Here is a 20,846-nt window from a genome sequence, read left to right as displayed (position 1 = left end):
CCCACGAACCTTGGCCGGGGGTCGCGGACCGGTGACCGGAGGTCGCCGACGTGTGGACGGGGGCTGCGGATGTGTGGACGGAGGCCGCGGACGTGTCGGCGGGGGCCGCGAGACGTGGCCCGGGGTGGGGCGGGCAGGATCGGGAGGGGGCCGGGTCCGCGGTCGGGGCTGCGGCCGGGCCGGCGCGAGCGCAAGGGGGCACCCGCAACCACCGCGCCGCCGACCCGGCTAGGTTGGACGCCATGACCACCGAGGCCCAGGACCAGGGCGCGCCGCTCGTAGCGGTCGCGTCCGCGGACGCCGTACTGCGCCACCCCGAGGCGGGCGAGCACCTGCTCACCACCGTCGAGCGGGAGCGCGCCGCACGCTTCCGGCACGCCTCGGGGCGGGCCGACTTCACCGCCGGGCACATCCTGGTACGGCTCTGCGCCGCCCGGCTGCTCGGGCTCCCCGCCGCCGAGCTGGTGCTCGCCCAGGAGTGCCCGGACTGCGGGCTCGCCGACCACGGCAAGCCGTACCTCCCCGACCACCCCGAGGTGCACGTGAGCCTGTCCCACACCCGGGGCGTGGTCGCGGCCGGGGCCGGCCGGCTGCCGATCGGCGTGGACGTCGAGCTGGCCGCCCGGGGCGGCTCACTGCGCGCAGTCGCCCGCCGGGTGCTCACGCCGGCCGAGCTGGCCCTGGTCGAGGCGGCGCCGGAGCCCGACCAGGCCTTCCTGCGCCAGTGGGTGCGCAAGGAGTCGCTGATCAAGGTCGGCCGGGCCACCCTGGACACCCTCGGGCAGGTCGACCTCTCCGCCCTGCCGCTGGACGTCCCGCCCGGCACCCCGCTGCGCGGCCGGTACCAGGACCTCCACCTGCTCGACTGGACGGACCCGCAGCACGGCGCCGCCATCGCGGCCGCCTGCGCGGCCCCGCCGGACATCGTGGACCTGACCACGGCCGGATAGGCCGGGGCACCCGAGCGCGGGACCGGTGAATAAGCGGTGTTAGCGTGCCTGCTCGTGGGCGCGCCGACGGCGCGCGCCCGCCTCACCCAGCTACCCACCGGATCAAGGGATGCCCGCCATGGCCAAGTTCCTGCTGAGCCTGCACGTCCTCGCGTCGGTCCTGTTCATAGGCCCGGTCGCGGTGGCCGTCAGCATGTTCCCGCGCCGGGCCAAGGCCGCCCTGGCCGGCGGGCCGGACCGGGCCTCGGACGCGGGCGTGCTGCGCGTCCTGCACCGGATCACCCAGGTCTACGCGCTGCTCGGCGTCGCGGTCCCGGTGCTCGGCATCGGCCTGGCGCAGGTGATGGACGTGCTCGGGCAGTCCTGGCTGATCGTCTCCATGGTGCTCACCGCGGTCGCCGCGCTCTCCCTGCTGCTCTTCGTACTGCCCGGCCAGCAGGCCGCCGTGGACGCGCTCGGCCTCGACCCGGACGACGAGCAGCACACCAAGGCCGTCAGCGGCCTGCGGATGCTGCCGATGACGGCCGGCGTCTTCAACCTGCTGTGGGCCGTGGTCGTGGTGCTGATGGTCGTCCGCCCGGGGTCCTCCACCGGAGTCTGAGCCGGAGCCCTCCCCTACCGGAGCCCGCGCCGGGGCTTCGCCGGGCCCGAGGCGGAGGCCTCCACCGGATCCTGGACCGCGGCTTCACCGGAGCCTGACCGGAAACCTCCGCCCCGGCCCCGCTCCTTCGGTCCCGATCCGCCGGGCCCCCTCCTTCGGTCCCGATCCGCCGGGCCCCCTCCCGCCGACCGACTCGGTTCGAGTACCGTCGTCGGCCATGACGATCATGGCGGGCATGGGCAGCCCGACGGGAACCGGCGCCGGCCCGCTGCTGCGCGGCTGGCGGGAGCGACGACAGCTCAGCCAGCAGCAGCTGGCGCTGCGGGCGGAGTCCTCCGTCCGGCACCTCAGCTTCGTGGAGAACGGCCGCGCGCGCCCGAGCCGCGCGCTGCTGCTGCGGCTGGCCGCCGAACTGGACGTCCCGGTGCGGGAACGCAACACCCTTCTCCTGGCGGCCGGTTACGCCCCGCACTACCCCGAGACGCCGCTGGACGACCCGTCGATGGCCACGGTGCGCGCCGGCATCGAGCGGCTGCTCGCCGCCCACGACCCGTACCCGGCCGTGGTGATCGACGGGACGTTCCGGGTGCTGGCGGCCAACCGCTCGCTGGCGCTGCTGCTGGATGGCGTCGCCCCGCAGCTGCTCGAGGCGCCGTCCAACGTCATCCGGCTCGCCCTGCACCCGGAGGGGCTGGCCCCGCGCATCGTCAACCACCGGCAGTGGCGGCGCCATCTGCTCGAACGGATGGAGCGGCAGCTGGAATCCGTCCGCGCCGAACCGCTCCGGCGACTGTACGAGGAGGTCAGCGGCTACCCCGAGCCGGCCGGAGACCCGGCCGACGCCCAGGCGGAGGCCCCGGCGGAGGCGCCGGCCGGAGCGCCGGCCGGAGCGCCGGGCACCGCCCAGGGCTGCCCGATCGCCCTGCCGCTGCGGATCCGGCACGACGGGCAGGTGCTGTCCTTCCTGTCGACCACCGCGACCTTCAACACCCCGCTGGACGTCACCGTCGCCGAGCTCTCCATCGAGACCTTCCTGCCGGCCGACACGACGACCGTCCGCTACCTGCAGTCCGCCGTGGGCCCGGACCGCTAGCGGCCGGCCGTGAGACCGTCGGCGCGTGACGAACAACCCGGCGAACGGCGCCGGTTGAAGCTCCCGGCACTGTCAGGACGGACGGAGCGACGCGAGGAACGCTCTGGGACGCGGGGCGTGATCAGGGTGGGCCGTTCCCGTGCGACAGACTCGTCGGCATGGTGACTCTGCGGCTCCTCACGACAGACGACTGGCCGCTGTTGCGGACGCTCCGCCTTGCGGCGCTGGAAGATGCACCGCACGCCTTCAAGTCCCGGCTCGCCGACTGGCACAGAGGCGAGGAAGAACGCCGGCGTGCCCGCCTGGAGATCCCCGGCGCCCACCATGTCGCCGCGCTGCTGGACGGCCGCGCCGTCGGCATGGCCAGCGGCCTCCCCGGCGACCGCGACACCAGGGAGCTGAGGTCCGTCTGGGTCAGTTCCGGGGCGCGGGGCCGCGGGATCGGCACCCGGCTGATCGCGGCAGTGGAGACCTGGGCTCTGGAGTCAGGCGGAGCGGTGTTGAAGCTCGCGGTGCTCCCCGGCAACGAGGCCACCCTCACCCTCTACCGGCGCAGCGGGTTCATCGCCGCGAGAGAGCCCGGCGACGTCCTGCCCGACGGGACGAGCAGGGAACTCGTGATGGTGAAGGCATTGCGCCGGGCCTGACCGGCAAGAGCGATGCCTCCCGACTGCCACCGACCAGTGCCAGGACGGAAGCCTCCCGGCGTGCGCTACCTGGCGCGGCGCCTCCGAAGCTCCTCCAGCCACTCTCGTACCTGCTCGTCGTCGTGCAGGTACGGCTCCTCGGGCCCCGGCCGCAGATCGATCCCGTGAAGGAGCGCCAGCGCCCACAGTGACAGGTCGTCCCATTCCCGTTCGTCATCGAGGAACCAACGCCCGGCCCACCGGTCGGCTGACTCCCGGCTCACGCGCCCCTCGGCTGCGGCGGAGAGCCACCACTCGATCTCGTCCAGGTCTGGCTGGTCTCTTCCGCTCACGGCCTCACCGTATCGAGGACCGGGCACGGGCATCCTGACGCGGCACTAGCGGGCGGCCGTGAGGCCAGCGGCGCGTGAGCGGCGGGGCTGGCGCAGCAGCACGCCGGCCCGCTTCACCGCGCGGGCCGTGATCGTGGTTTCGGCGCGGGTGACTCCGAGCGGGCCGAGGGTGTCGGTGAGGAAGCGGTAGAGGCCGCCGTGGTCCGGGCAGAAGATCGTCGCCAGCAGGTTGGTCGGGCCGCTGGTCGCGAACACACCGTGCACCTGCGGGTGGCGGGCGAGCTCGGTGCCCACCGCGGCGAGCCGGGCGGGCGGCACGTCCAGCCAGAGGTTGGCGTCCACCGCCATGCCGAGCAGCCTCGGGTCCACCGTGGTGTGGGTGCGCAGCAGTCCGGCCGCGTCCAGCCGGTGCAGTCGGCGCCGTACGGTCGACTCGGGCGCGCCGACCGCCGCGGCCAGCACCGCGTGGGACTGCCGGGCGTCCACGCCGAGCCGCTCCAGCAGGGCGCGGTCCAGCTCGTCCAGCGGCGGCGGCGCGGCGGGGCGTGCGGGGACGGGACGGGCGAGGGCGGCGGCCTCCTGCTCGGTCAGGTAGCCGGCCTGCCACTGCCCGGCGTCGGCGAAGGCGTGCAGCACGGCGTGGGTGGTGGTCTCGGTGACGGCGCCGGTCGCGGGCAGTTGCCCGTACAGGAGCCGGTCGCGGGAGCCGGCGTCGCTCAGCATCACCGCGCCGACCTCGTGGCCGCCGAGCATCACGTCGACGAAGGGCACGTCGGAGCGGTCGGCCAGCGCCTGGGCGATCGCGTCCACCCGGCCGCGCAGGACCCGGACCCGCAGCAGCAGCGCGCCCACCGCGGCGTCCTCGACATCGGGCATCCGGACCACGCGCAGCACCCCGGCCTGCCGCATCCGGGCGAGGCGACGGGTGACCGTCCGGGCGGAGACGCCCAGCACCTCGGCGAGCCGCCCCGGCTCCGCCCGCCCGTCCAGTTGCAGCGCGGTGATCAGTCGGCGGTCCAGCTGGTCCAGCACGGTGTCCGGATCAGTCGTCTCCAGGTCCATGATGTCCGATCCCCGTCACTGTGAGCCTCTTGGCGTCCTGTTCGGCAGGCACGACGGTACTCCTTGTCCTGTGCGGACGGAACGGGCCGGCCGCGGAGACGGAGGAGACGCTGTGACGGACGAACTGTGGTCGCTGGCGGAGGCCGTGGAGGCCGCGGTGCGCGAGGTGGGCGGGAAGCTGGCGGCCGCGCGGCCGGCCGAGCCGACGCCTGCGCGCACGCTCGACGAGGCGGCGGCGCGCTTCGCGGAGTCGGACGGCCCGGCCGCCGCCGAGCTGCGCGAACGGCTGACCGCCCGGTACCCGCAGGCCGGCTGGCTCTCGGAGGAGTTCGAGGGATCGGTGCCCAACGCGGGCGAGTGGTGGGTCTGCGACGCGACCGACGGAGCGGTGCAGTACCTGCTCGGACAACCGCACTGGGCCGTGACGGCAACGCTGGTACGGGACGGCGTGGCGGTCCTGGCCGTGGTGCACGCCCCGGAACTGTTCGGCGCGGGCCGCACCTACCGGGCGGTGCTGGGCGGCGGGGCCCAGCTGGACGGGCGCCCGATCGCTCCCCTGGAACGCGACCTGGCGGCGACGGTCGCGGCGACCAGCCAGCCGCCCGGGATCGCCGACGACCCGGTGGCGCTGCGCCGGGCCGGCGAGTCGCTGTCCGCGATGGCGGGATCGGTCCTGGCCGTGCGCAACCTCGGCCCGACCGCCCTCCAGGTGGCCCAGGTGGGTTCCGGGCACCTCGCGCTGTTCTGGGAGTACGGCGCGGACGCGGGCAACCTGCTGCCCGGCGCGCTGATCGCGAGCGAGGCGGGGGCGACGGTGACGGACGCCGCCGGGGCGGCCTGGACGGCCGGCTCCGACAGCTTCCTGGCCGCCGCGCCCGGGCTGCACGCGGACGCGCTGGGCGTGCTGCGGGCGATCGGCTGAGGGCGGGGGCGAGGGTGGCGGGCGGGCTGGGGCTGGGGCTGGGGCGAAGGGCGAGGGTGGCAGGCTGGGGCTGGGGCTGAGAACGGCCGACCGGCGGCGTGGGCGGCTGACCGCGGCCTGGGTAGCCGGCCGTCGAGTGGCGCGGAGGCGCTCAGCCCGCGGCCGGCGGCGGGGCGGTCAGCCGAGGTCGAACAGGGTCGCCGCGTTGTCGTGGCAGACCGCCCGCAGCCACTCCTCCCCCAGTCCCAGCCCGGCCAGCGCCTCCAGTTGGTGGACGTACCGGTAGGGGATGTTGGGGAAGTCGCTGCCGAGCAGGACGCGCTCCCGCAGCGCGCGCAACCGCGGCAGTTCGTCGCGCGGGAACGGGACGTCGGCCTCGGCGAAGTCGGTGAACGCCATGGTGGTGTCCAGCCTGACGTCCGGGTGGCGCTCGGCCAGGTCCAGGAAGTCGCGGTACTCGGGCATGCCGAGGTGCGCGACGACCAGGACCAGTCCCGGGTGCCGGGCCAGCACCTCGCCGATCGGGCCGGGCCCGGTGAACTTGCCCGGCACCGGTCCGGAGCCGCAGTGGGTGACCACCGGAGTGCCGGTCTCGGCGAGCAGCCCCCAGACCCCGTCCAGGCGCTCGTCCGTCGGGTCGTAGCCGCCGACCTGGAGGTGCGCCTTGAACACCCGGGCGCCGTCCTCGATCGCCCGCGCCACGTACCCGGCCGCCCCTGGTTCGGGGAAGAACGTCGCGGTGTGCAGGCAGTCGGGGGTACGGGCGGCGAAGTCGGCGGCCCACGCGTTCAGCCAGACCGCCATGCCGGGCTTGTGCGGGTAGAGCATCGAGGTGAACGCCCGGACGCCGAACTGCCGCAGCCGCAGGACGCGTTGCTCCTCGGCCTCGCGGTAGGTGATCGGCCAGGGCCGGTTCACCAGCGGGCCGGCCGCGTCGAAGTACGCCCACACCTTGTCCATGACGTTCTTCGGCATGAAGTGGGTGTGCACGTCGATCAGGCCGGGCACGCCCAGGATCTGCCAGAACTCCCTTACCGCCGTTGCCTCTTCGGCGGCGGAACGCCGGGCGCTCGGGTCGCCGGCGGAATGCCGGGCGCTCGGGTCGCCGGCGGAGTGCCGAGCGCTCGGGTCGTCGGCGCTCACGCGGGCACCGGGCGGGCGCGGTCGATGATCGCGGCGGTGTCGGCACCGGAGGGCAGGGTGCCGAAGGCCGCCCCGTGGTCGCCGCCCAGGCGGGTCGCGCAGAACGCGTCGGCCACCGCCGGGCTGCCGTGGCGGACCAGCAGCGCCCCCTGGAAGGTCAGGGCCATCGATTCGACCAGTCGCCGGGTGCGGAACTCGAGATCGCTCGAGTCGGCGAGCTGCTTGCGCAGTTCGCCGACGGCGGCGTCCAGTCGGCGGTCCGCGCCGGCGGCCGCGTCGAGTTCACCGAAGAAGGCCTCGACCGTCTCCGGGCGCTTGGCCATGGCGCGCAGCGCGTCCAGCGCGGCGACGTTGCCGGACCCCTCCCAGATCGACACCAACGGCGCCTCGCGGTAGAGCCGGGGCATCCCGGACTCCTCGACGTAGCCGTTGCCGCCCAGGCACTCCAGGGCCTCGGCCGCGTGCGCCGGCCCACGCTTGCACACCCAGTACTTGGCCACCGCGAGGCCCAATCGCCGTACCAGCGCCTGGGTTTCGTCACCGGCCAGGGCGAGGTCGGTGGCCTGGGCCAGCCGCATCGCGACCGCGGTGGCCGCCTCGGACTCCACCACCAGGTCGGCCAGCACGTTGCGCATCAGCGGCTGGTCGACCAGCGCCTTGCCGAACGCCCGCCGGTGCAGGGCGTGGTGGACCGCCCGGGTGGCGCCGTAGCGCATCCCGGAGGCGGCGCCGACGGTGCAGTCCAGGCGGGTCATGTTGACCATCTCGATGATGGTCGGCACGCCCCGGCCCTCCTCGCCGACCAGCCAGCCGACGGCCCCGTCGTACTCCAGCTCGGCGGAGGCGTTGGACTTGTTGCCGAGCTTGTCCTTGAGCCGCATCAGGTGCAGCCGGTTGCGGCTGCCGTCCGGGAGGACGCGCGGCAGCACGAAGCAGCTGAGGCCGCCGGGCGCCTGGGCGAGGGTCAGGAAGAGGTCGGACATCGGCGCCGAGGTGAACCACTTGTGGCCGGTCAACCGGTAGGTGCCGTCGGCGTTCGCGGTCGCGGTGGTGGTGTTGGTACGGACGTCGGAGCCGCCCTGCTTCTCGGTCATCGACATGCCGGCGATCAGTCCGCGCTTGGTGCGCGGCTCGCACAGCCCGAAGTCGTACTCGGTGGCGGCCAGCAGCGGCTCCAGCTCGGCGGCCAGGGCCGGGTTCCGACGCAACGCGGGGACCGCCGCGTAGGTCATCGAGATCGGGCAGGTGTGGCCGGCCTCGACCTGGCCCCAGACGTAGAACTTGGCGGCGCGGGCGGCGTGGGCGCCGGGCCGGTCGTCCCGCCAGGGTGCGGCGTGCAGCCCGTACGAGACGGCGGTGCGCATCAGCTCGTGCCAGTACGGGTGGAACTCGACCTCGTCGATCCGGTGGCCGAAGCGGTCGTGGGTGCGCAGCACGGGCGGGTTCTCGTTCGCCAGCCGGCCCCACTCCGCGGCCTGCTCGGAGCCGGCCAGGCGGCCGAGCTCGCGCAGCTCCGGCTCCGCCCAGCCGGCACCGGCCCGCTCCAGGGCGGCGAGCAGGGTCGGGTCGGCGGCGGTGTCGTGTCCGTACGGCAGGGGCACCTGGTTGGTGACCTCATGCGTCGCTGTCATCGCGTCCTCCCAGGGCACGCAGGGTGAAGGAGACCAGGGCGGGGACCACCGTGGCGTTGTCGCTGTGCACCGTGACGTCGTGATCGTGGGCGTGGTCGGAGTCGGGGTCGGGGCCGGAGTCGGGGTCGGGGTCGGGGTCGGCGGGGCCGCTCCGCTCGTCAGAATCGTCCGGCGCGGCGGGGCCAACCGGCACGGCGGCCCGGGTCGGTGCGGCGCCGCGCGGCGCGGTTCCGCTCGGCGCGGCGGCGAGCGGGCCCGCCAGGGCCTCGCCGACCGCACCGACCAGGGCGGCGGCGGTCAGCACCGGGTCCTGCTCCGGGAGTTCGCCGTTCGCCACGGCGGCGGCGATCTCGGTGGCGATCACGTCCCGGAACGCCCGCCGGAAGACCAGTCGCTCGCCGTCCACCACCGCGTCGGCCGGCTCGACCAGCAGCGCGTACGCCAACCTGGGTGCGCGCAGGGCGCGGGTGGCGAAGGTCTCCACCACGGCGGCGATCCGCTGCTGCGGGGTGTCCCGGCGGGCTACGGCGGCGTTGACCGCCTCGATCTCCCGGGTCACCACCCGGCGGAAGAGTTCCACCGAGAGTTCGGCCTTGTTGGCGAAGTGCTGGTAGAGGCTGCCGGTGGCGATCCCGGCGCGGTCCGCGACGGCGGCCATGCTGCAGCCGCCGTAGCCGCGTTCGGCGAGCAGGCCGACCGCCGACTGCAGGACCGTCTCCCGCTGGGCGTCCAGGCGGGCTTGTACGGCTGGAGTGCGTCGGTAGGCCATGGAAGTATTGAAGCACTGATTCACTGCTTCGGGGAGGGGCGCGCGCTTCCCGGACGGAACGCAGCAGGCCGCCCCGGTCGGGGCGGCCTGCTGGTGGCGTACGGCTTCGCCGGTGCCGGTCACTCGCGCCCTACAGCGGGCGGCGCTCCTGCTCCAGCCGCTGGCCCTCGACGTCGAGCGGGCCGAAGGACGGGATCAGCCGCGGCGACTTGGCCTGCGATCCGGCGTTGTCCTGGTCACCCAGGCCGGCCCATTCCAGCACCTTGGCGGTCGCCTCCGCCGACTGGTCGGCCGGCAGCGTGCCGATGTTGGAACCGTGGTTGCCGCCGGGCACGGTGTAGACGTAACTGTCGTCACTGCCCCGGCCCAGGTGGAACGGCTTGGCGCCCCACGGGTCGTTGCCGCCGTAGACGAACATGATCCGCTCGCCCTCGCGCTTCACCCAGCGGTCGATGTCGGGCATCGCGTACGGGTTGAAGACGGTCGGGATCTCCTTCGGCACGTACGAGCGGGCCGAGTAGAGCTCCTTGTAGTCGTAGTGCAGTTGGTCCTTCAGGTACGAGACGTCAAAGAACGGCGCACCCAGCTCGGTCGCGGCCTGGTAGTAGTACGCGGTGTACTTCGCCAGCGACTGGTCGCTGTTGCCCGTGATGCCCGACTGCGCGTCGAACCAGGCGTACAGCTCGTCGTCGGTCGCGGTTGCGGCGACCGGCACCTTCGCGCAGTCCGACTCCAGGCTGTACTGCCAGAACGCCCAGACCACGTCGAGCACGCCGGCCTCGTAGGCGCGGTCCGGGGTGCCCAGGGTGTCGAAGGTGGAGCCGGCCGCCTTGTTGTCCGCGATGTAGCGGGCCTCCAGGCGGTCGCGGCGCACCAGCAGCTCGCGCTGGGCGGCGTTCAGCCTGGCGCGGCACTCCGGGGTGCCGACGGTGCGGAAGAACTCGGTGTAGGCCGAGTAGTCGCTGACGTCGGTGTTGTTCGGCGCGACGTAGGCGATCGTGCCCGCCACGTCGTCCGGGTAGAACCGGCGGTAGTAGGTGGAGGACATCCCGCCCTTGCTGGCGCCGGTGGAGAGCCACTCCTGCTGGTAGATCCGCTTCAGCGCGGTCACCAGCTTGTGGGAGTCGGCGGCCTGCTGACGGATGCCGGCCTTGGTCCAGTCGGCCGGCTCGGGGCGGGACGGGGTGAAGAAGCGGTACTCGATGGAGACCTGGTTGCCGTCCACCAGCCGGGTGGGCTCGGTCCGGGACGGGCTGGTGCCGAGCGTGTAGCCGTTGGTGTAGAAGACGGTCGGGCGGTCGTAGCCGCGGTGCAGCACGCTGAAGCGCTGCTGGAAGGTGCCCAGCCAGGGGCGGAAGTGGTCGATCGGCTGGGTGTAGGTGGCCAGGAAGTAGCGGTGGCCGGTGGTGGTCGGCTTCTCCTCGGTGATGGTCACCCCGGGGATCGCCGCCAGGCGGTCCTTAATGTCGGCATTCGGGTCGTCGGCCGGGCTACGGCCGTGGGCGGCGCCCGCGGCCCCGGCGTCCGGCGCGGCGGCGGAGGCCGGGGTGGCCAGGCCGCTGATCGCGAACATCGGTATCAGCAGGACGGAAACCAGCAGTCTTCTCAGCCTGGCGGTCATCAACTCTCCATCTCGTCAACGTCAACGGTGCTGGAGCCGGCCTCATCGGCACGGTTCCGGGTACGGGTGGTGCGGCTCCGGTGCGGGTGGTGCGGCTCCGGTGCGGGTGGTGCGGCTCCGGCGCGGTGGTGCGGCTCCGGTGCGGTGGTGCAGTTCCGGTGCGGGTGGTGCGGCTCCGGTGCGGGTGGTGCGGCGGTCGCCTCGTGGACGGCCGAATGGGCCACCCGCCTGGTCGCGGGTGGCCCATCGGGGAGTTGTGCTGGTCAGGGGTGCCTCGGTTCCGTCGGCCGGTCGGCTGCCCGTCACGGCAGGGTGCCGGGGGGTGCTACGGGCGGGTCGGGCGTTCGGCGGGGCGTGCGAGGGACTCCGGGCTCACGGGCGGGGAAGGGTGCACCCCGGCAGGGTGAGGTCGAAGCGGTTGCCGGAGGCGAAGCAGGCGGGGATCCCGTAGGTCTCCTGGGCGTAGCCGATCCCCTGGTGGACCGTCACCGCGCCGCTCTGGTCGACCTCACAAGGGTTGTCGAGGGTGCAGGACTCGCCGTTCTCGTTGATCGTGTTGTTCACGGCGACCAGCAGTCCGGTCGCGGTGTCGACCACCGGCGAGCCGGAGGTACCGCCGATCACGTTGCAGCCCGAGGTGTAGCGGACCGAGTCCTTGAAGGTCCAGTCGGCCTCGTGCAGGCGGTAGGCGAAGCCGTCGATCGAGCAGGAGTAGATCTTCTTCCAGTACCCGGAGACGACCCGGATGTCCGCGCCCCGGGTGGGGTGGGTGTCGGCGATGGTCAGCGGGGAGATCCCGTAGCGCGACTTGATCGAGGAGTAGCTGGTGTTCAGCTGGTAGATCGACACGTCGGTGTCGGTCATGGCGCCGTACACCACCTTGCTCGCGCGCAAGGTGGCGAGGCGCGCGCCGGTGGAGCTGAGCAGGGTGAAGGTCCGACTGGAGGGCTGGTTGAGGACGACCTCACCGGGGCCGGGCATGCCCGACTCCAGGCAGTGGCCGTTGGAGAGCACCAGCGCCGGGTCGGTCGCCGCCGAACCCGGCATCCGCACCAGGGACCCGGAGCAGTTGCTGAGCGCGACCGTTCCGGCGAAGTTGACGGCGACCGGAGGGGCGGCCTTGGCGGTGTCTGCCGCCGCGGCCTGGACGATTTCGGGGGCCTGGGCGGCGCCGGCGGCCTGCGCCGGTAAGGCACCGGCGAGGGCGGTGGCCCCGGCGACCAGGAGCGTGGCGAGCATGCCGATGAGCGGCTTCTTCATGAGAGACCTCTCGATGTGGGGGTCCACCAAAGCTGTCGCGGACATGACTTGCTGTCAAGAGTCAAGACCAGACAAAGGAAACGCCCCGGCCGCAGAGCACCGTCCAGCCCCCGGTCAGCGCCGCCCGGCCCCCGGCCAGCCCCGCCAGGGCCGCCGGACCCGTCGGCCGCTCAGATCCCTTGCCAGTGGCGCCGCCCCAGGCTGATCAGGCGCAACTGCAGGCGGGCCGTGTCGGCGATCCGCCGCTCCCGGTCGGGACCCACCTCCTGGGCCTCCAGCAGGGCGGAGGCGGTCGACACCATGTGATCCACGTACAACTCGGCGAGCATGCGCAGGTCCTGCTCGCTCCACCCCCGCGAGACCGGCTGGAGCGCCAGCGCCGACCCCACCTCGGCGGCGAAGCGGCCCAGTTCGGCGTCGATCGCCTCACGCACCTGGCGCACGCCGCCGTGGCGCTCGCGCGCCAGGAACCGCACATGCGGCCGGTGCTCGCGGACGTGCTGTTGGATCACCTCCACGGCCCGGTCGATCAGCTCCTCGGCACCACCGGCCTCGGCGAGGACCGAGCGGATCATGACGTGGAGGCTGGCCAGCGACTCCTCGACCAGCGCGACGCCGAGGGCCGCGAGGTCCGGGAAGTGCCGGTAGAAGGCGGCCGGGGACAGTCCGGCCTCGCGGGTGACCTCGCGGACACCCAGACTCGCCAGGTTCTGGTCGGCGAGCAGGTGCAACCCCGCATCCAGCAAGGCTCGCCGACTCTGCTGCTTCTGGGCCTGTCTGGCCCCTACGGTGTGACTCACGCCATTCAGTAAACAGTCGTTTGCCGAACTTGGCCAGTCGGCGTACAGTGGGACTCGAAGTCAGTGAACACTTGTCAACCGAAGCCGGCACAGCCGCACCCGCAGCTGAAGGAGTCAGTCGTGATCCTGTTCTCCGCCCTGGTCGCCATGGGCGTCCTGATCGGTACCGCCGCCCACCTGCCCCTCCCGGTCTTCCTCGCCGCCGCCGCCGCGATCAGCGCCTGGCTGCTCGGCTTCGGCGCCCGCGAGGGCATCTCCCGCCTCCGGCACCGCTGAGCGGGGAGCCACCGGGCTTCGGCCGAGCTGACCGAACCGGCGCGCCCGCTCGACCCGAGTAGCCCCGGCAACCGCTCGACCCAGACGATCCGTCCGCTCCAATCGAGAGGACCACCACCGCCATGAGCACCTTCACCGAACGCGCCATCAGCCACCGGACCACCACGGGCACCACCGGCCCGGTCGCCGCCGACCGCCCGAGCGCCGGCCGCGACACCAGCACCAGCCCCACGGGCAGCAGCCGAAGGGACGCCAACCGTACGGGCGCCAGCCTCGCGGCCACCGGCCGTCAGGGCACGGCCGAGGCTGACAGTCTGGCCGTCGCCTCCTTCCTCCTCGGCCTCCCGAGCCTGCTGCTGTTCAACATCGTCCTCGGCCCGATCGCCATCACCCTCGCCACGCTGGCGCTGATCCGGGGCACCAGCCGCCGCGGCCGCGCCTTCCTCGGCCTGGCCCTCGGCATCACGTCGCTGGTCATCCTCGCCGTGACCACCGCCACCTCCCACGGTGTGCTCATCGACATCAGCTCCTGAGCGGCGTTCCGGCCGGCTGCCCGATCCGAACGCGACGCCCGTGCCTCGACGTCGACCTCAACGTCGACCCGGACGTCGACCGGGACGTCGACCGGGACGTCGATCCGGATTTCGACCTCGGCCTCGGACGGGTGATCACGCCAACCCGGCCCATGGTCCGCGCCCGCCACGTAGGGTGGCCACATCGGCCGGGTGACCACAGGGGGCAGGAGTGACTACCGAGTTCCACAGCGACGCGCAGCCGGAGCCCACCGGGGCGGCCGGGCGGCTGCTCGCGGTGAGCGATCTGCACATCACCTACCAGGAGAACCGCGACCTGGTGGAGAAGCTCCAGCCCGGCCACCCCGACGACTGGCTGATCGTCGCCGGAGACATCGCCGAACTCACCACGAGCATCGAGTGGGCGCTCGGCCTGCTCGCCGAGCGATTCGCCCGGGTCATCTGGGCGCCCGGCAACCACGAGCTGTGGACCCACCCCCAGGACCCGGTCCAGCTCCGCGGTGTGGCCCGCTACGAGCACCTGGTGGAGCTGTGCCGCGGCCTCGGCGTCGTGACCCCCGAGGACCCGTACCCGCTCTGGCAGGGTGCCGGCGGCCCGGTCCGGATCGCCCCGATGTTCCTCCTGTACGACTACACCTTCCGCGCCCCAGGCACGACCACCAAGGAGGAGTCCCTGGCGGCCGCCTACGAGAGCGGTGTCGTCTGCGCCGACGAGCGGATGCTCCACCCGGACCCGTTCCCGGACCTGGACTCCTGGTGCCGCGAGCGGGTCCGGCTGACCGAACAGCGGCTCGCCGCCTGCGATCCGGACGTCCCGCTCGTCCTGGTGAACCACTACCCGACGGTCCGCCACCCCACCGAGGTGCTCTGGTACCCGGAGTTCGCCCAGTGGTGCGGCACCGAGCTGACCGCCGACTGGCACCGCCGCTTCAACACGGCCGCGATGATCTACGGCCACCTGCACATCCCGCGCAAGACCAGCTACGACGGCGTCCCGTTCGAGGAGGTCTCGCTCGGCTACCCGCGCGAGTGGCGCAAGCGGGGGCTCCCGAACCCGCTGCTGCGCGAGGTGCCCCTGCAAGCCCGGACCGGACCGGCCGCCGGCCGGTAGCCGGCGGCCACGGCGGGCACCGCGCTCCACGGCCCGGACCTCGAGGCCGCCGACGCCGTCGGCCTTCCCGGCGTCCGCGGCGCGGACGGCGGTGCCCGGGGCGAGGTCGAGGGTGGTCACGTCCCACCCCCGCCCCCGGGTGCGTCCCTGGTCGGTTCCGTCAGCACGGCCCGCTTGGCGCGGTACTCCTCCGCGTCGATGTCGCCCTCGGCGTAGCGGCGGCCGAGGACGGCGAGCGGGTGCTCCGCGACGGATCCGGGCCCGACGCCGTAGCCGCAGCCGCGGCGCCGCCAGACCGTCCGCCGCAGCAGGGCGATCACCAGGATCACGACGGCGATCCAGACCAGGGGGACGAGCAGGATCCACGGACCGGGACCGTGCCAGTCTGCGAGCTGCGTGTACATCGCGCTTCAACTCCTCGGTGGTGGGGCTTCAGGACCTCGGGTTCGTTCCCGAGGTGCCTTGAGCATCCCGCCGAGGGGTCTCATCACGCGTCCTACCGGCAGCGGCAGTTGGGATACTCCCTGGAGAGTACGGACGCCCCGCGACACGCCGGGCCGGGAGTACGGAAGTAGCCGCCGACCGGCCCGTCAGCCCAGCCAACCCGGCCGCACCAGCCCCGACTCGTAGGCCAGTACCACCAGCTGCGCCCGGTCCCGCGCCCCGAGCTTCACCATCGCCCGGCTGACGTGCGTCTTCGCCGTCAGCGGGCTGACCACCAGCCGCCGGGCGATCTCCTCGTTGGACAGCCCCATCCCGACCAGCGCCAGCACCTCGCGCTCCCGCTCGGTCAGCATCGAGATGTCCGACAGCCCCTCCGGCGCCTCCTCGGGCCCCTTCGACCGGGCCGCGAACTCCCCGATCAACCGCCTGGTCACCCCCGGCGAGAGCAACGCGTCCCCCGCCACCGCGACCCGGACCGCCCGCAGCAGGTCGGCCGGCTCGGTGTCCTTGACCAGGAAGCCCGCCGCACCCGAGCGCAACGCCTCGAAGACGTACTCGTCCAGCTCGAAGGTGGTCAGCACGACCACCCGTACGGAGGACAGCGCAGGGTCCCCGGCGATCCGCCTGGTCGCCTCCAGCCCGTCCATCCTCGGCATCCGGACGTCCATCAGCACGACGTCCGGCACCAGTTCGCGGGCGAGCCGCACGGCCGCCTCTCCGTCGTCCGCCTCACCGACCACGGTGAGGTCGTCCTGCAGGTCCAGCAGGGCCCGGAAGCCCGCCCGGACCAGCAGTTGGTCATCCGCCAGCAGTACCCGAATCACTCACTCCCCGCCTTCGGTGTCGGCAGCTCCGCCCGGACCCGGAAACCGCCACCGGGCAGCGGCCCCGCCGTGATGGTGCCACCGAACGCACCCGCGCGTTCCCGCATGCCGACCAGCCCGCTGCCGGAACCGCCGGCGTCGCCGACCACCGCGGGCCCAGGGTCCTCGACCCGGACGACCAGCACGGCCGGGTCCCGCCAGTCCAGCACCACGACCGCCTCGCGGGCCACCGAGTGCCGGACCACGTTGGTCAGCGCCTCCTGGACGATCCGGAAGGCGGTGAGGTCGACGGCGGCGGACAGCGGGCGGCGCTCGCCGTACTCGTGCACCTCGGCCGCCAGGCCCACCCGGTCGGCCTGCTCGGTGAGCTCGTCCAGCCGGGCCAGCCCCGGCGCGGGACCGCGCGGCGCCGCCCCCGGCCCGCGCAGGGTGGCGAGCACCTGCCGGACCTCGCCGAGCGCCTCCTTGCTGGTCGACTTGATGGTGACCAGCGCGGTGCGGGCCTCCTCCGGCCGCCGGTCGAGCAGCGCCAGCGCGACCCCGGCCTGGATGTTGATCAGCGACAGGCTGTGGGCGAGGATGTCGTGCAACTCCCGCGCCATCTTGAGGCGTTCCTCGTTGGCCCGGCGCTGCTCCAGCTGCTGCCGGTAGGCCCGGTGGGCGGCGATCCGCTCGCGCCGGAAGCGGACGATCTCGGCGATCGCCATCACCAGCAACAGCCAGGCGAGCAGCCCGAGTTCGGGCAGCCAGACGTTCCCGGACGGCGGGCTGGCGCGCTGCCAGCCGGCGGGCACGGCGAAGGTAGTCAGGACGTGCGCCAGGTAGACCCCGCCCAGGCCGAGCCAGGCCGCCCGGCGGTGGCCGCCTCCGATCGCCGCGCAGCACGCGATCAGCCAGCTGACGAAGACCGGCCCGTACGGGTACCCGGCGGCCAGGTAGGCGGCCGTGACCACCGAGGTGCCGGCCACCACCGCGACCGGACGGCGTCCGCGGAGCACCAGCAGGGCCGGCCCGGCCAGCAGCAGCAGGTAGCCGAAGGCGTCCAGCGGCGCCCGGCCCCTGGCGTCGTGCGCGGCGAAGGTCGATCCGACCACCTGCACCACCGCGACCGCCGCCGCCAGCCCCACCGGCAGGCCCGCCCCGGCCGCGCGCGCCCACGGCGGACGCCACGGCCCGGGCGGCCGGCCCGGGGGCGGCGGCTGCGCCGGGGTCGGCGGGTGTCCCGGGGGCGGCGGGTGTCCCGGGGGCGGCTCGGGCACCGGCTCCGACTCGGGCTCCCGTTCCCGCTCCTGCTCGAGCTCCCGCTCGGGCTCCGGCTCGGGCTCCGTCGCCCGCTCGGGCTCGGGCTCCCGCTCCGGCGGCTGGGACATGGGCGGCATCATGCCCGGAACGCTAGACCAGCGCCCCGCCCCCGCACGTCCTCCACCAGTGGCGTTCGGGCGTACTCCCGCTGGAGTACGCCCGAACCCTCAGCCACCCGCGAGGCCGCCGACACCCTCACCAGCTCAGCTCTCGGTGACCGCCGCCCCGGACGCGGACCCGGACGCCGCCCCGGACGCACTCCCGACCGCGGCCCCGGTGCCCTCCCCCGCCCCCTCGAAGCCCGCGGACGCCTCCGGCCGCGCCAGCGACACCACCAACTCCCCGTCGCTCACGTCCGCGATCAGCGTGTCCCCCTCCTGCACGGTGCCCTCCAGCAGGAGGTTGGAGATCCGGTTGTCCAGCTCCGACTGGATCGTCCGGCGCAGCGGCCGGGCCCCGAACTCCGGCTGGTATCCGCGGTTGACCAGGAACTCCTTGGCCGCCTCGGTGACCTCCAGCTGCACGTCCTGCGCCCGCAGCCGGCGCCGGGAGCGCTCCAGCAGCAGGTCGACGACCGACACCAGGTCCTTCCGGGTGAGCGCGTGGAAGACGATCACCTCGTCGATCCGGTTGAGGAACTCCGGCCGGAACTGCCCGCGCAGGTCCCGCATCAGGTCGTCCCGGATCTCGTCGACGTTCCCGGAGTGGTCCAGGATCCGCTGCGAGCCGATGTTGCTGGTCATGATCACCACGGTGTTGCGGAAGTCGACCGTACGCCCCTGGGCGTCGGTGAGCCGACCGTCGTCCAGCACCTGGAGCAGCAGGTTGAAGACGTCCGGGTGGGCCTTCTCCACCTCGTCGAAGAGCAGCACGCTGTACGGCTTGCGGCGCACCGCCTCGGTCAGCTGCCCCGCCTCCTCGTAGCCGACGTACCCGGGCGGGGAGCCGACCAGCCGGGAGACGGTGTGCTTCTCCTGGAACTCGCTCATGTCGAAGCGGATCATCCGGTCCGGATCACCGAACAGCAGCTCCGCCAGCGCCTTCGCCAGCTCGGTCTTGCCGACGCCGGTCGGCCCAAGGAAGAGGAAGGAGCCGGTCGGCCGCTCCGGATCGCCCATCCCGGCCCGGCCGCGGCGCACCGCCTGGGCGACGGCGGTGACCGCCTCGTCCTGGCCGATCACCTTCTGGTGCAGGTGCTGCTCGAGCTTGAGCAGCCGCTCCTTCTCGGTCGCGTTCAGTTCGGCGACCGGAATGCCCGTCCGGGAGGAAAGCACCTGGGCGATGTCGTCGGCCGTCACGTCGACGACCTCCTCGCGGGACTCGGCGATGGCCGCCAACTCCTCCTCGGTCTGCCGCAGTTCGGTCTTCAGGTTGGCGGCCCGCACGAACTCCTCGTCCGCCACGGCCTCGTCCAGCTCCCGCTTGAGCTTGGTGATCCGGTCCTGCACCGACGTGGCCTCCGTGGAACCGCTGAGACTGCGCAACCGCACCCGCGCCCCGGCCTGGTCCAGCAGGTCGATCGCCTTGTCCGGCAGGAAGCGGTCGCTGACGTAGCGGTCGGAGAGCGTCGCCGCCGCGTCCAGCGCCTCGTCGCTGAACCGCACCTGGTGGTGCGCCTCGTACGCGTCGCGCAGCCCCCGCAGGATCTCGATCGTCTCCTCGACGCTCGGCTCGGGCACCAGCACCGGCTGGAACCGGCGCTCCAGCGCGGCGTCCTTCTCCACGTGCTTGCGGTACTCGTCCAGCGTGGTCGCGCCGACCACGCTCAACTCGCCCCTTGCCAAGGCCGGTTTGAGGATGTTGCCGGCGTCCATCGAGCCCTCGCCGCCACCGCCCGCGCCGACCACGGTGTGCAACTCGTCCAGGAACAGGATCACGCTCTTCTCGGCCGCCGTGACCTCGTCGATGACGTTCTTCAGCCGCTCCTCGAACTCGCCCCGGTACTTGGACCCGGCCACCAGCGCGGTCAGGTCCAGCGCGACCACCCGCTTGTCGCGGAGGCTCTGCGGCACGTCCCCGGAGACGATCCGCTGGGCCAGCCCCTCGACGATCGCGGTCTTGCCGACACCCGGTTCACCGATCAGCACCGGATTGTTCTTGGTCCGCCGGGAGAGGATCTCGACGGTCTGCTCGATCTCCTCGGCCCGCCCGACCACCGGATCCAGCCGGCCCGAGCGGGCCTCCTCGGTGAGGTCCCGCCCGTACTCGTCCAGCGTCGGCGTCTCACTCGGGCGCGCGCCCGAGCCGCCGCGCTCCCCGGCCGGGCCGCGCCCCTCCAGCACCGACCTCAGCGCCTCCGGCGACTGCGCCGCGTTGCGCAACGCCGTCCCCGCGCCCGAGCGCTCCTGCTCCAGCAGCGCGCCCAGGATGTGCTCCGGACCGATGTACGAGGCGCCGGCCTCCTGCGAGCGGGCGTGCGCGGACAGCAGGGCCCGCTTGGCCGAGGGAGTGAGCGCCGGGCGTCCTTCCGACGTCGCCGCGCCGCCGGACGGCAGCCCCGCCTCCAGGTCCCGCGACAGCTCGTCCGGATCGATGCCCGCGCGCCGCAGCATCCGGCGCGAGGGCTCCACCCGGGTGGCCGCCCAGGCCAGGTGCGCGGTGTCGAGGTCGCTGCTCCCGTCCTCGGCCGCACGCTGCGCGGCCAGCGCCAGCAGCTCCTGGGAAGACTCACTGAGCAGCCGCCCGATCGGGACCCGCTGCACGGCGGGCGGAGAGGCCATCGGACTCATTCCGAAGAACCGGCTGAGCAGGTCGGAGAACGGATCGTTCGATCCGAACGGGGGCATGGTCACGACGGTTCACCTCTCCCAAACGGTTTGCAGCCACACAAACACAGGGCGGGTGCGCTCGCCTGTCGAGCGGAGACCGGGCGCGGCCCTGCTCGGAAGTCCGCGCTCGCCGGCGGATCTCACCCCGTGACGTCGTCCAGCAGCACGCCTCCGCTGTACGTCACCGCCATCGCCGGCAACCCGCCCGCGACGTTGCGCGCCACCGCCGGCCTCGGGCGGACCCCACCCAGCCGGGCGCTGGTCCACCCGGACAGCGTCAGCGCGAGCACCACCGCCGCCGCCGTCACCCCCAAGCCGCCACGGCTCCGGCAGCAGCATCACCGCCAGCAGCGGCACCAACGCGCCCAGCGTGAACGCCGCCGCGCTGGCCAGCGCCGCGCAGGTTGGCCCGTAGGAGTCCTGATCAACGGAGCATCGGACATCCAGCGAGCCAAGTTGCTGGCCGCCAAGATCCTCGATCACGTGAATGCGGTCTGTGTCTCTGAGGAGACAGGGGCGCGCAAGCCGGATCCCCAGGCCTTTCGGACAGCTGCTGCCCGCTGCGGCTTCAAGCTTCCGGCCGATGCCTGGATGGGTGGGGACAACCCAGTGACGGATATCGCTGGGGCCATGAGGTTCCCCCGAGGTGCGGAAGGTTGCCGGACATGGCCTGATGGGCCGTGAGAAGGGAGCCTTTGCCATGGCTGCACCGATGAAGTACCCGCCCGAGTTGCGGCAGCGAGCTGTTGCCGCGTAC

At 73.3% G+C, this 20,846-nt stretch carries 22 protein-coding genes; 9 read left to right on the top strand and 13 right to left on the bottom strand.

From position 1 onward, the window contains the following. The first annotated feature begins 242 nt into the window (after positions 1–242). The 4 genes from ABT247_RS14050 (at position 243) to ABT247_RS14035 (ending at position 3,291) form a co-directional block, all read left to right on the top strand. Positions 243–950 (top strand): 4'-phosphopantetheinyl transferase family protein, encoded by a 708-nt coding sequence (locus ABT247_RS14050; RefSeq protein WP_350742389.1) that lies wholly within the window; start codon positions 243–245, stop codon positions 948–950. A 118-nt stretch (positions 951–1,068) separates the two neighbouring features. Next, positions 1,069–1,551, top strand: a complete 483-nt coding sequence (locus ABT247_RS14045) for a DUF2269 family protein (protein ID WP_350742387.1) — start codon at positions 1,069–1,071, stop codon at positions 1,549–1,551. A gap of 217 nt (positions 1,552–1,768) precedes the next feature. After that, the gene (locus ABT247_RS14040) at positions 1,769–2,644 is read left to right on the top strand and encodes a helix-turn-helix domain-containing protein (protein WP_350742384.1); all 876 of its coding nucleotides are present in this window, start codon (positions 1,769–1,771) and stop codon (positions 2,642–2,644) included. Positions 2,645–2,802: 158 nt separating this feature from the next. Beyond that, positions 2,803–3,291, top strand: coding sequence for a GNAT family N-acetyltransferase (locus tag ABT247_RS14035; protein ID WP_350742382.1), 489 nt, complete (start codon positions 2,803–2,805; stop codon positions 3,289–3,291). Between the two features lie 65 nt (positions 3,292–3,356). Here the strand turns inward: ABT247_RS14035 and ABT247_RS14030 are convergent, their stop codons facing one another. Beyond that, entirely contained in the window at positions 3,357–3,623 is a 267-nt protein-coding gene (locus ABT247_RS14030) for a YxzC family protein (protein WP_350742380.1), read from the bottom strand. A gap of 45 nt (positions 3,624–3,668) precedes the next feature. After that, positions 3,669–4,685, bottom strand: coding sequence for an Lrp/AsnC family transcriptional regulator (locus ABT247_RS14025; RefSeq protein ID WP_350742378.1), 1,017 nt, complete (start codon positions 4,683–4,685; stop codon positions 3,669–3,671). A gap of 112 nt (positions 4,686–4,797) precedes the next feature. Between ABT247_RS14025 and ABT247_RS14020 the strand changes: the two genes are divergently transcribed. After that, the gene (locus ABT247_RS14020; protein ID WP_350742376.1) at positions 4,798–5,607 is read left to right on the top strand and encodes an inositol monophosphatase family protein; all 810 of its coding nucleotides are present in this window, start codon (positions 4,798–4,800) and stop codon (positions 5,605–5,607) included. A gap of 177 nt (positions 5,608–5,784) precedes the next feature. Here the strand turns inward: ABT247_RS14020 and ABT247_RS14015 are convergent, their stop codons facing one another. The 6 genes from ABT247_RS14015 to ABT247_RS13990 all read right to left on the bottom strand — a co-directional run bounded on the left by ABT247_RS14015 (position 5,785) and on the right by ABT247_RS13990 (position 12,831). Next, entirely contained in the window at positions 5,785–6,624 is an 840-nt protein-coding gene (locus ABT247_RS14015; protein WP_350742411.1) for an amidohydrolase family protein, read from the bottom strand. 122 nt (positions 6,625–6,746) lie between these two features. Beyond that, the gene (locus ABT247_RS14010) at positions 6,747–8,381 is read right to left on the bottom strand and encodes an acyl-CoA dehydrogenase family protein (protein ID WP_350742374.1); all 1,635 of its coding nucleotides are present in this window, start codon (positions 8,379–8,381) and stop codon (positions 6,747–6,749) included. Next, on the bottom strand, positions 8,365–9,150 hold the full coding sequence (locus ABT247_RS14005; protein WP_350742372.1) for a TetR/AcrR family transcriptional regulator: 786 nt from the start codon (positions 9,148–9,150) through the stop codon (positions 8,365–8,367). The genes ABT247_RS14010 and ABT247_RS14005 overlap by 17 nt, the downstream gene beginning before the upstream one ends. A gap of 130 nt (positions 9,151–9,280) precedes the next feature. Beyond that, complete coding sequence (locus ABT247_RS14000) at positions 9,281–10,771, bottom strand: S28 family serine protease (protein ID WP_350742370.1); 1,491 nt, start codon at positions 10,769–10,771, stop codon at positions 9,281–9,283. Between the two features lie 372 nt (positions 10,772–11,143). Then, positions 11,144–12,031 (bottom strand): S1 family peptidase, encoded by an 888-nt coding sequence (locus ABT247_RS13995; RefSeq protein WP_350742367.1) that lies wholly within the window; start codon positions 12,029–12,031, stop codon positions 11,144–11,146. A 170-nt stretch (positions 12,032–12,201) separates the two neighbouring features. After that, positions 12,202–12,831: a TetR family transcriptional regulator gene (locus ABT247_RS13990; protein WP_350742365.1), complete on the bottom strand. Its 630-nt coding sequence runs from the start codon at positions 12,829–12,831 to the stop codon at positions 12,202–12,204. Between the two features lie 120 nt (positions 12,832–12,951). Here ABT247_RS13990 and ABT247_RS13985 point away from each other — a divergent pair, with 120 nt between their 5' ends. From ABT247_RS13985 to ABT247_RS13975, 3 genes are all read left to right on the top strand, one after another. Further along, entirely contained in the window at positions 12,952–13,107 is a 156-nt protein-coding gene (locus ABT247_RS13985; protein ID WP_350742363.1) for a hypothetical protein, read from the top strand. A gap of 122 nt (positions 13,108–13,229) precedes the next feature. Further along, on the top strand, positions 13,230–13,640 hold the full coding sequence (locus ABT247_RS13980; RefSeq protein ID WP_350742361.1) for a DUF4190 domain-containing protein: 411 nt from the start codon (positions 13,230–13,232) through the stop codon (positions 13,638–13,640). A gap of 211 nt (positions 13,641–13,851) precedes the next feature. After that, complete coding sequence (locus ABT247_RS13975) at positions 13,852–14,751, top strand: metallophosphoesterase family protein (protein ID WP_350742359.1); 900 nt, start codon at positions 13,852–13,854, stop codon at positions 14,749–14,751. Between the two features lie 116 nt (positions 14,752–14,867). Here ABT247_RS13975 and ABT247_RS13970 read toward each other — a convergent pair whose 3' ends face one another. The 5 genes from ABT247_RS13970 to ABT247_RS13950 form a co-directional block, all read right to left on the bottom strand. Next, positions 14,868–15,155: an SHOCT domain-containing protein gene (locus ABT247_RS13970; protein WP_350742357.1), complete on the bottom strand. Its 288-nt coding sequence runs from the start codon at positions 15,153–15,155 to the stop codon at positions 14,868–14,870. Positions 15,156–15,341: 186 nt separating this feature from the next. Next, positions 15,342–16,019 (bottom strand): response regulator, encoded by a 678-nt coding sequence (locus ABT247_RS13965; protein WP_350742355.1) that lies wholly within the window; start codon positions 16,017–16,019, stop codon positions 15,342–15,344. After that, the gene (locus ABT247_RS13960; protein WP_350742353.1) at positions 16,016–17,389 is read right to left on the bottom strand and encodes a sensor histidine kinase; all 1,374 of its coding nucleotides are present in this window, start codon (positions 17,387–17,389) and stop codon (positions 16,016–16,018) included. The genes ABT247_RS13965 and ABT247_RS13960 overlap by 4 nt, the downstream gene beginning before the upstream one ends. Before the next feature lie 135 nt (positions 17,390–17,524). Beyond that, the gene (locus ABT247_RS13955) at positions 17,525–20,107 is read right to left on the bottom strand and encodes an ATP-dependent Clp protease ATP-binding subunit (RefSeq protein ID WP_350742409.1); all 2,583 of its coding nucleotides are present in this window, start codon (positions 20,105–20,107) and stop codon (positions 17,525–17,527) included. 122 nt (positions 20,108–20,229) lie between these two features. Further along, complete coding sequence (locus ABT247_RS13950; RefSeq protein ID WP_350742413.1) at positions 20,230–20,403, bottom strand: VIT1/CCC1 transporter family protein; 174 nt, start codon at positions 20,401–20,403, stop codon at positions 20,230–20,232. On the opposite strand from ABT247_RS13950, the gene ABT247_RS13945 reads away from it, so the two are divergent. Further along, entirely contained in the window at positions 20,348–20,773 is a 426-nt protein-coding gene (locus tag ABT247_RS13945) for an HAD family hydrolase (RefSeq protein ID WP_350742407.1), read from the top strand. The genes ABT247_RS13950 and ABT247_RS13945 overlap by 56 nt on opposite strands. The last annotated feature ends 73 nt before the right edge of the window (positions 20,774–20,846 follow it).

The organism is Kitasatospora sp. NPDC001539 (genome assembly GCF_040298565.1).
Classification (GTDB): domain Bacteria; phylum Actinomycetota; class Actinomycetes; order Streptomycetales; family Streptomycetaceae; genus Kitasatospora.
Note: the sequence above shows the minus strand (reverse complement) of the source record. Positions and strands in the feature narration are given on the sequence as shown.

What these genes read in the sequence shown, in the direction of transcription:
- ABT247_RS14050 (WP_350742389.1), top strand. Translation starts at nt 243, where the DNA reads ATGACCACCGAGGCCCAGGACCAGGGCGCGCCGCTCGTAGCGGTCGCG.
- ABT247_RS14045 (WP_350742387.1), top strand. Translation starts at nt 1,069, where the DNA reads ATGGCCAAGTTCCTGCTGAGCCTGCACGTCCTCGCGTCGGTCCTGTTC.
- ABT247_RS14040 (WP_350742384.1), top strand. Translation starts at nt 1,769, where the DNA reads ATGACGATCATGGCGGGCATGGGCAGCCCGACGGGAACCGGCGCCGGC.
- ABT247_RS14035 (WP_350742382.1), top strand. Translation starts at nt 2,803, where the DNA reads ATGGTGACTCTGCGGCTCCTCACGACAGACGACTGGCCGCTGTTGCGG.
- ABT247_RS14025 (WP_350742378.1), bottom strand. Translation starts at nt 4,685, where the DNA reads ATGGACCTGGAGACGACTGATCCGGACACCGTGCTGGACCAGCTGGAC.
- ABT247_RS14010 (WP_350742374.1), bottom strand. Translation starts at nt 8,381, where the DNA reads ATGACAGCGACGCATGAGGTCACCAACCAGGTGCCCCTGCCGTACGGA.
- ABT247_RS14005 (WP_350742372.1), bottom strand. Translation starts at nt 9,150, where the DNA reads ATGGCCTACCGACGCACTCCAGCCGTACAAGCCCGCCTGGACGCCCAG.
- ABT247_RS14000 (WP_350742370.1), bottom strand. Translation starts at nt 10,771, where the DNA reads ATGACCGCCAGGCTGAGAAGACTGCTGGTTTCCGTCCTGCTGATACCG.
- ABT247_RS13995 (WP_350742367.1), bottom strand. Translation starts at nt 12,031, where the DNA reads ATGAAGAAGCCGCTCATCGGCATGCTCGCCACGCTCCTGGTCGCCGGG.
- ABT247_RS13980 (WP_350742361.1), top strand. Translation starts at nt 13,230, where the DNA reads ATGAGCACCTTCACCGAACGCGCCATCAGCCACCGGACCACCACGGGC.
- ABT247_RS13970 (WP_350742357.1), bottom strand. Translation starts at nt 15,155, where the DNA reads ATGTACACGCAGCTCGCAGACTGGCACGGTCCCGGTCCGTGGATCCTG.
- ABT247_RS13960 (WP_350742353.1), bottom strand. Translation starts at nt 17,389, where the DNA reads ATGTCCCAGCCGCCGGAGCGGGAGCCCGAGCCCGAGCGGGCGACGGAG.
- ABT247_RS13955 (WP_350742409.1), bottom strand. Translation starts at nt 20,107, where the DNA reads ATGCCCCCGTTCGGATCGAACGATCCGTTCTCCGACCTGCTCAGCCGG.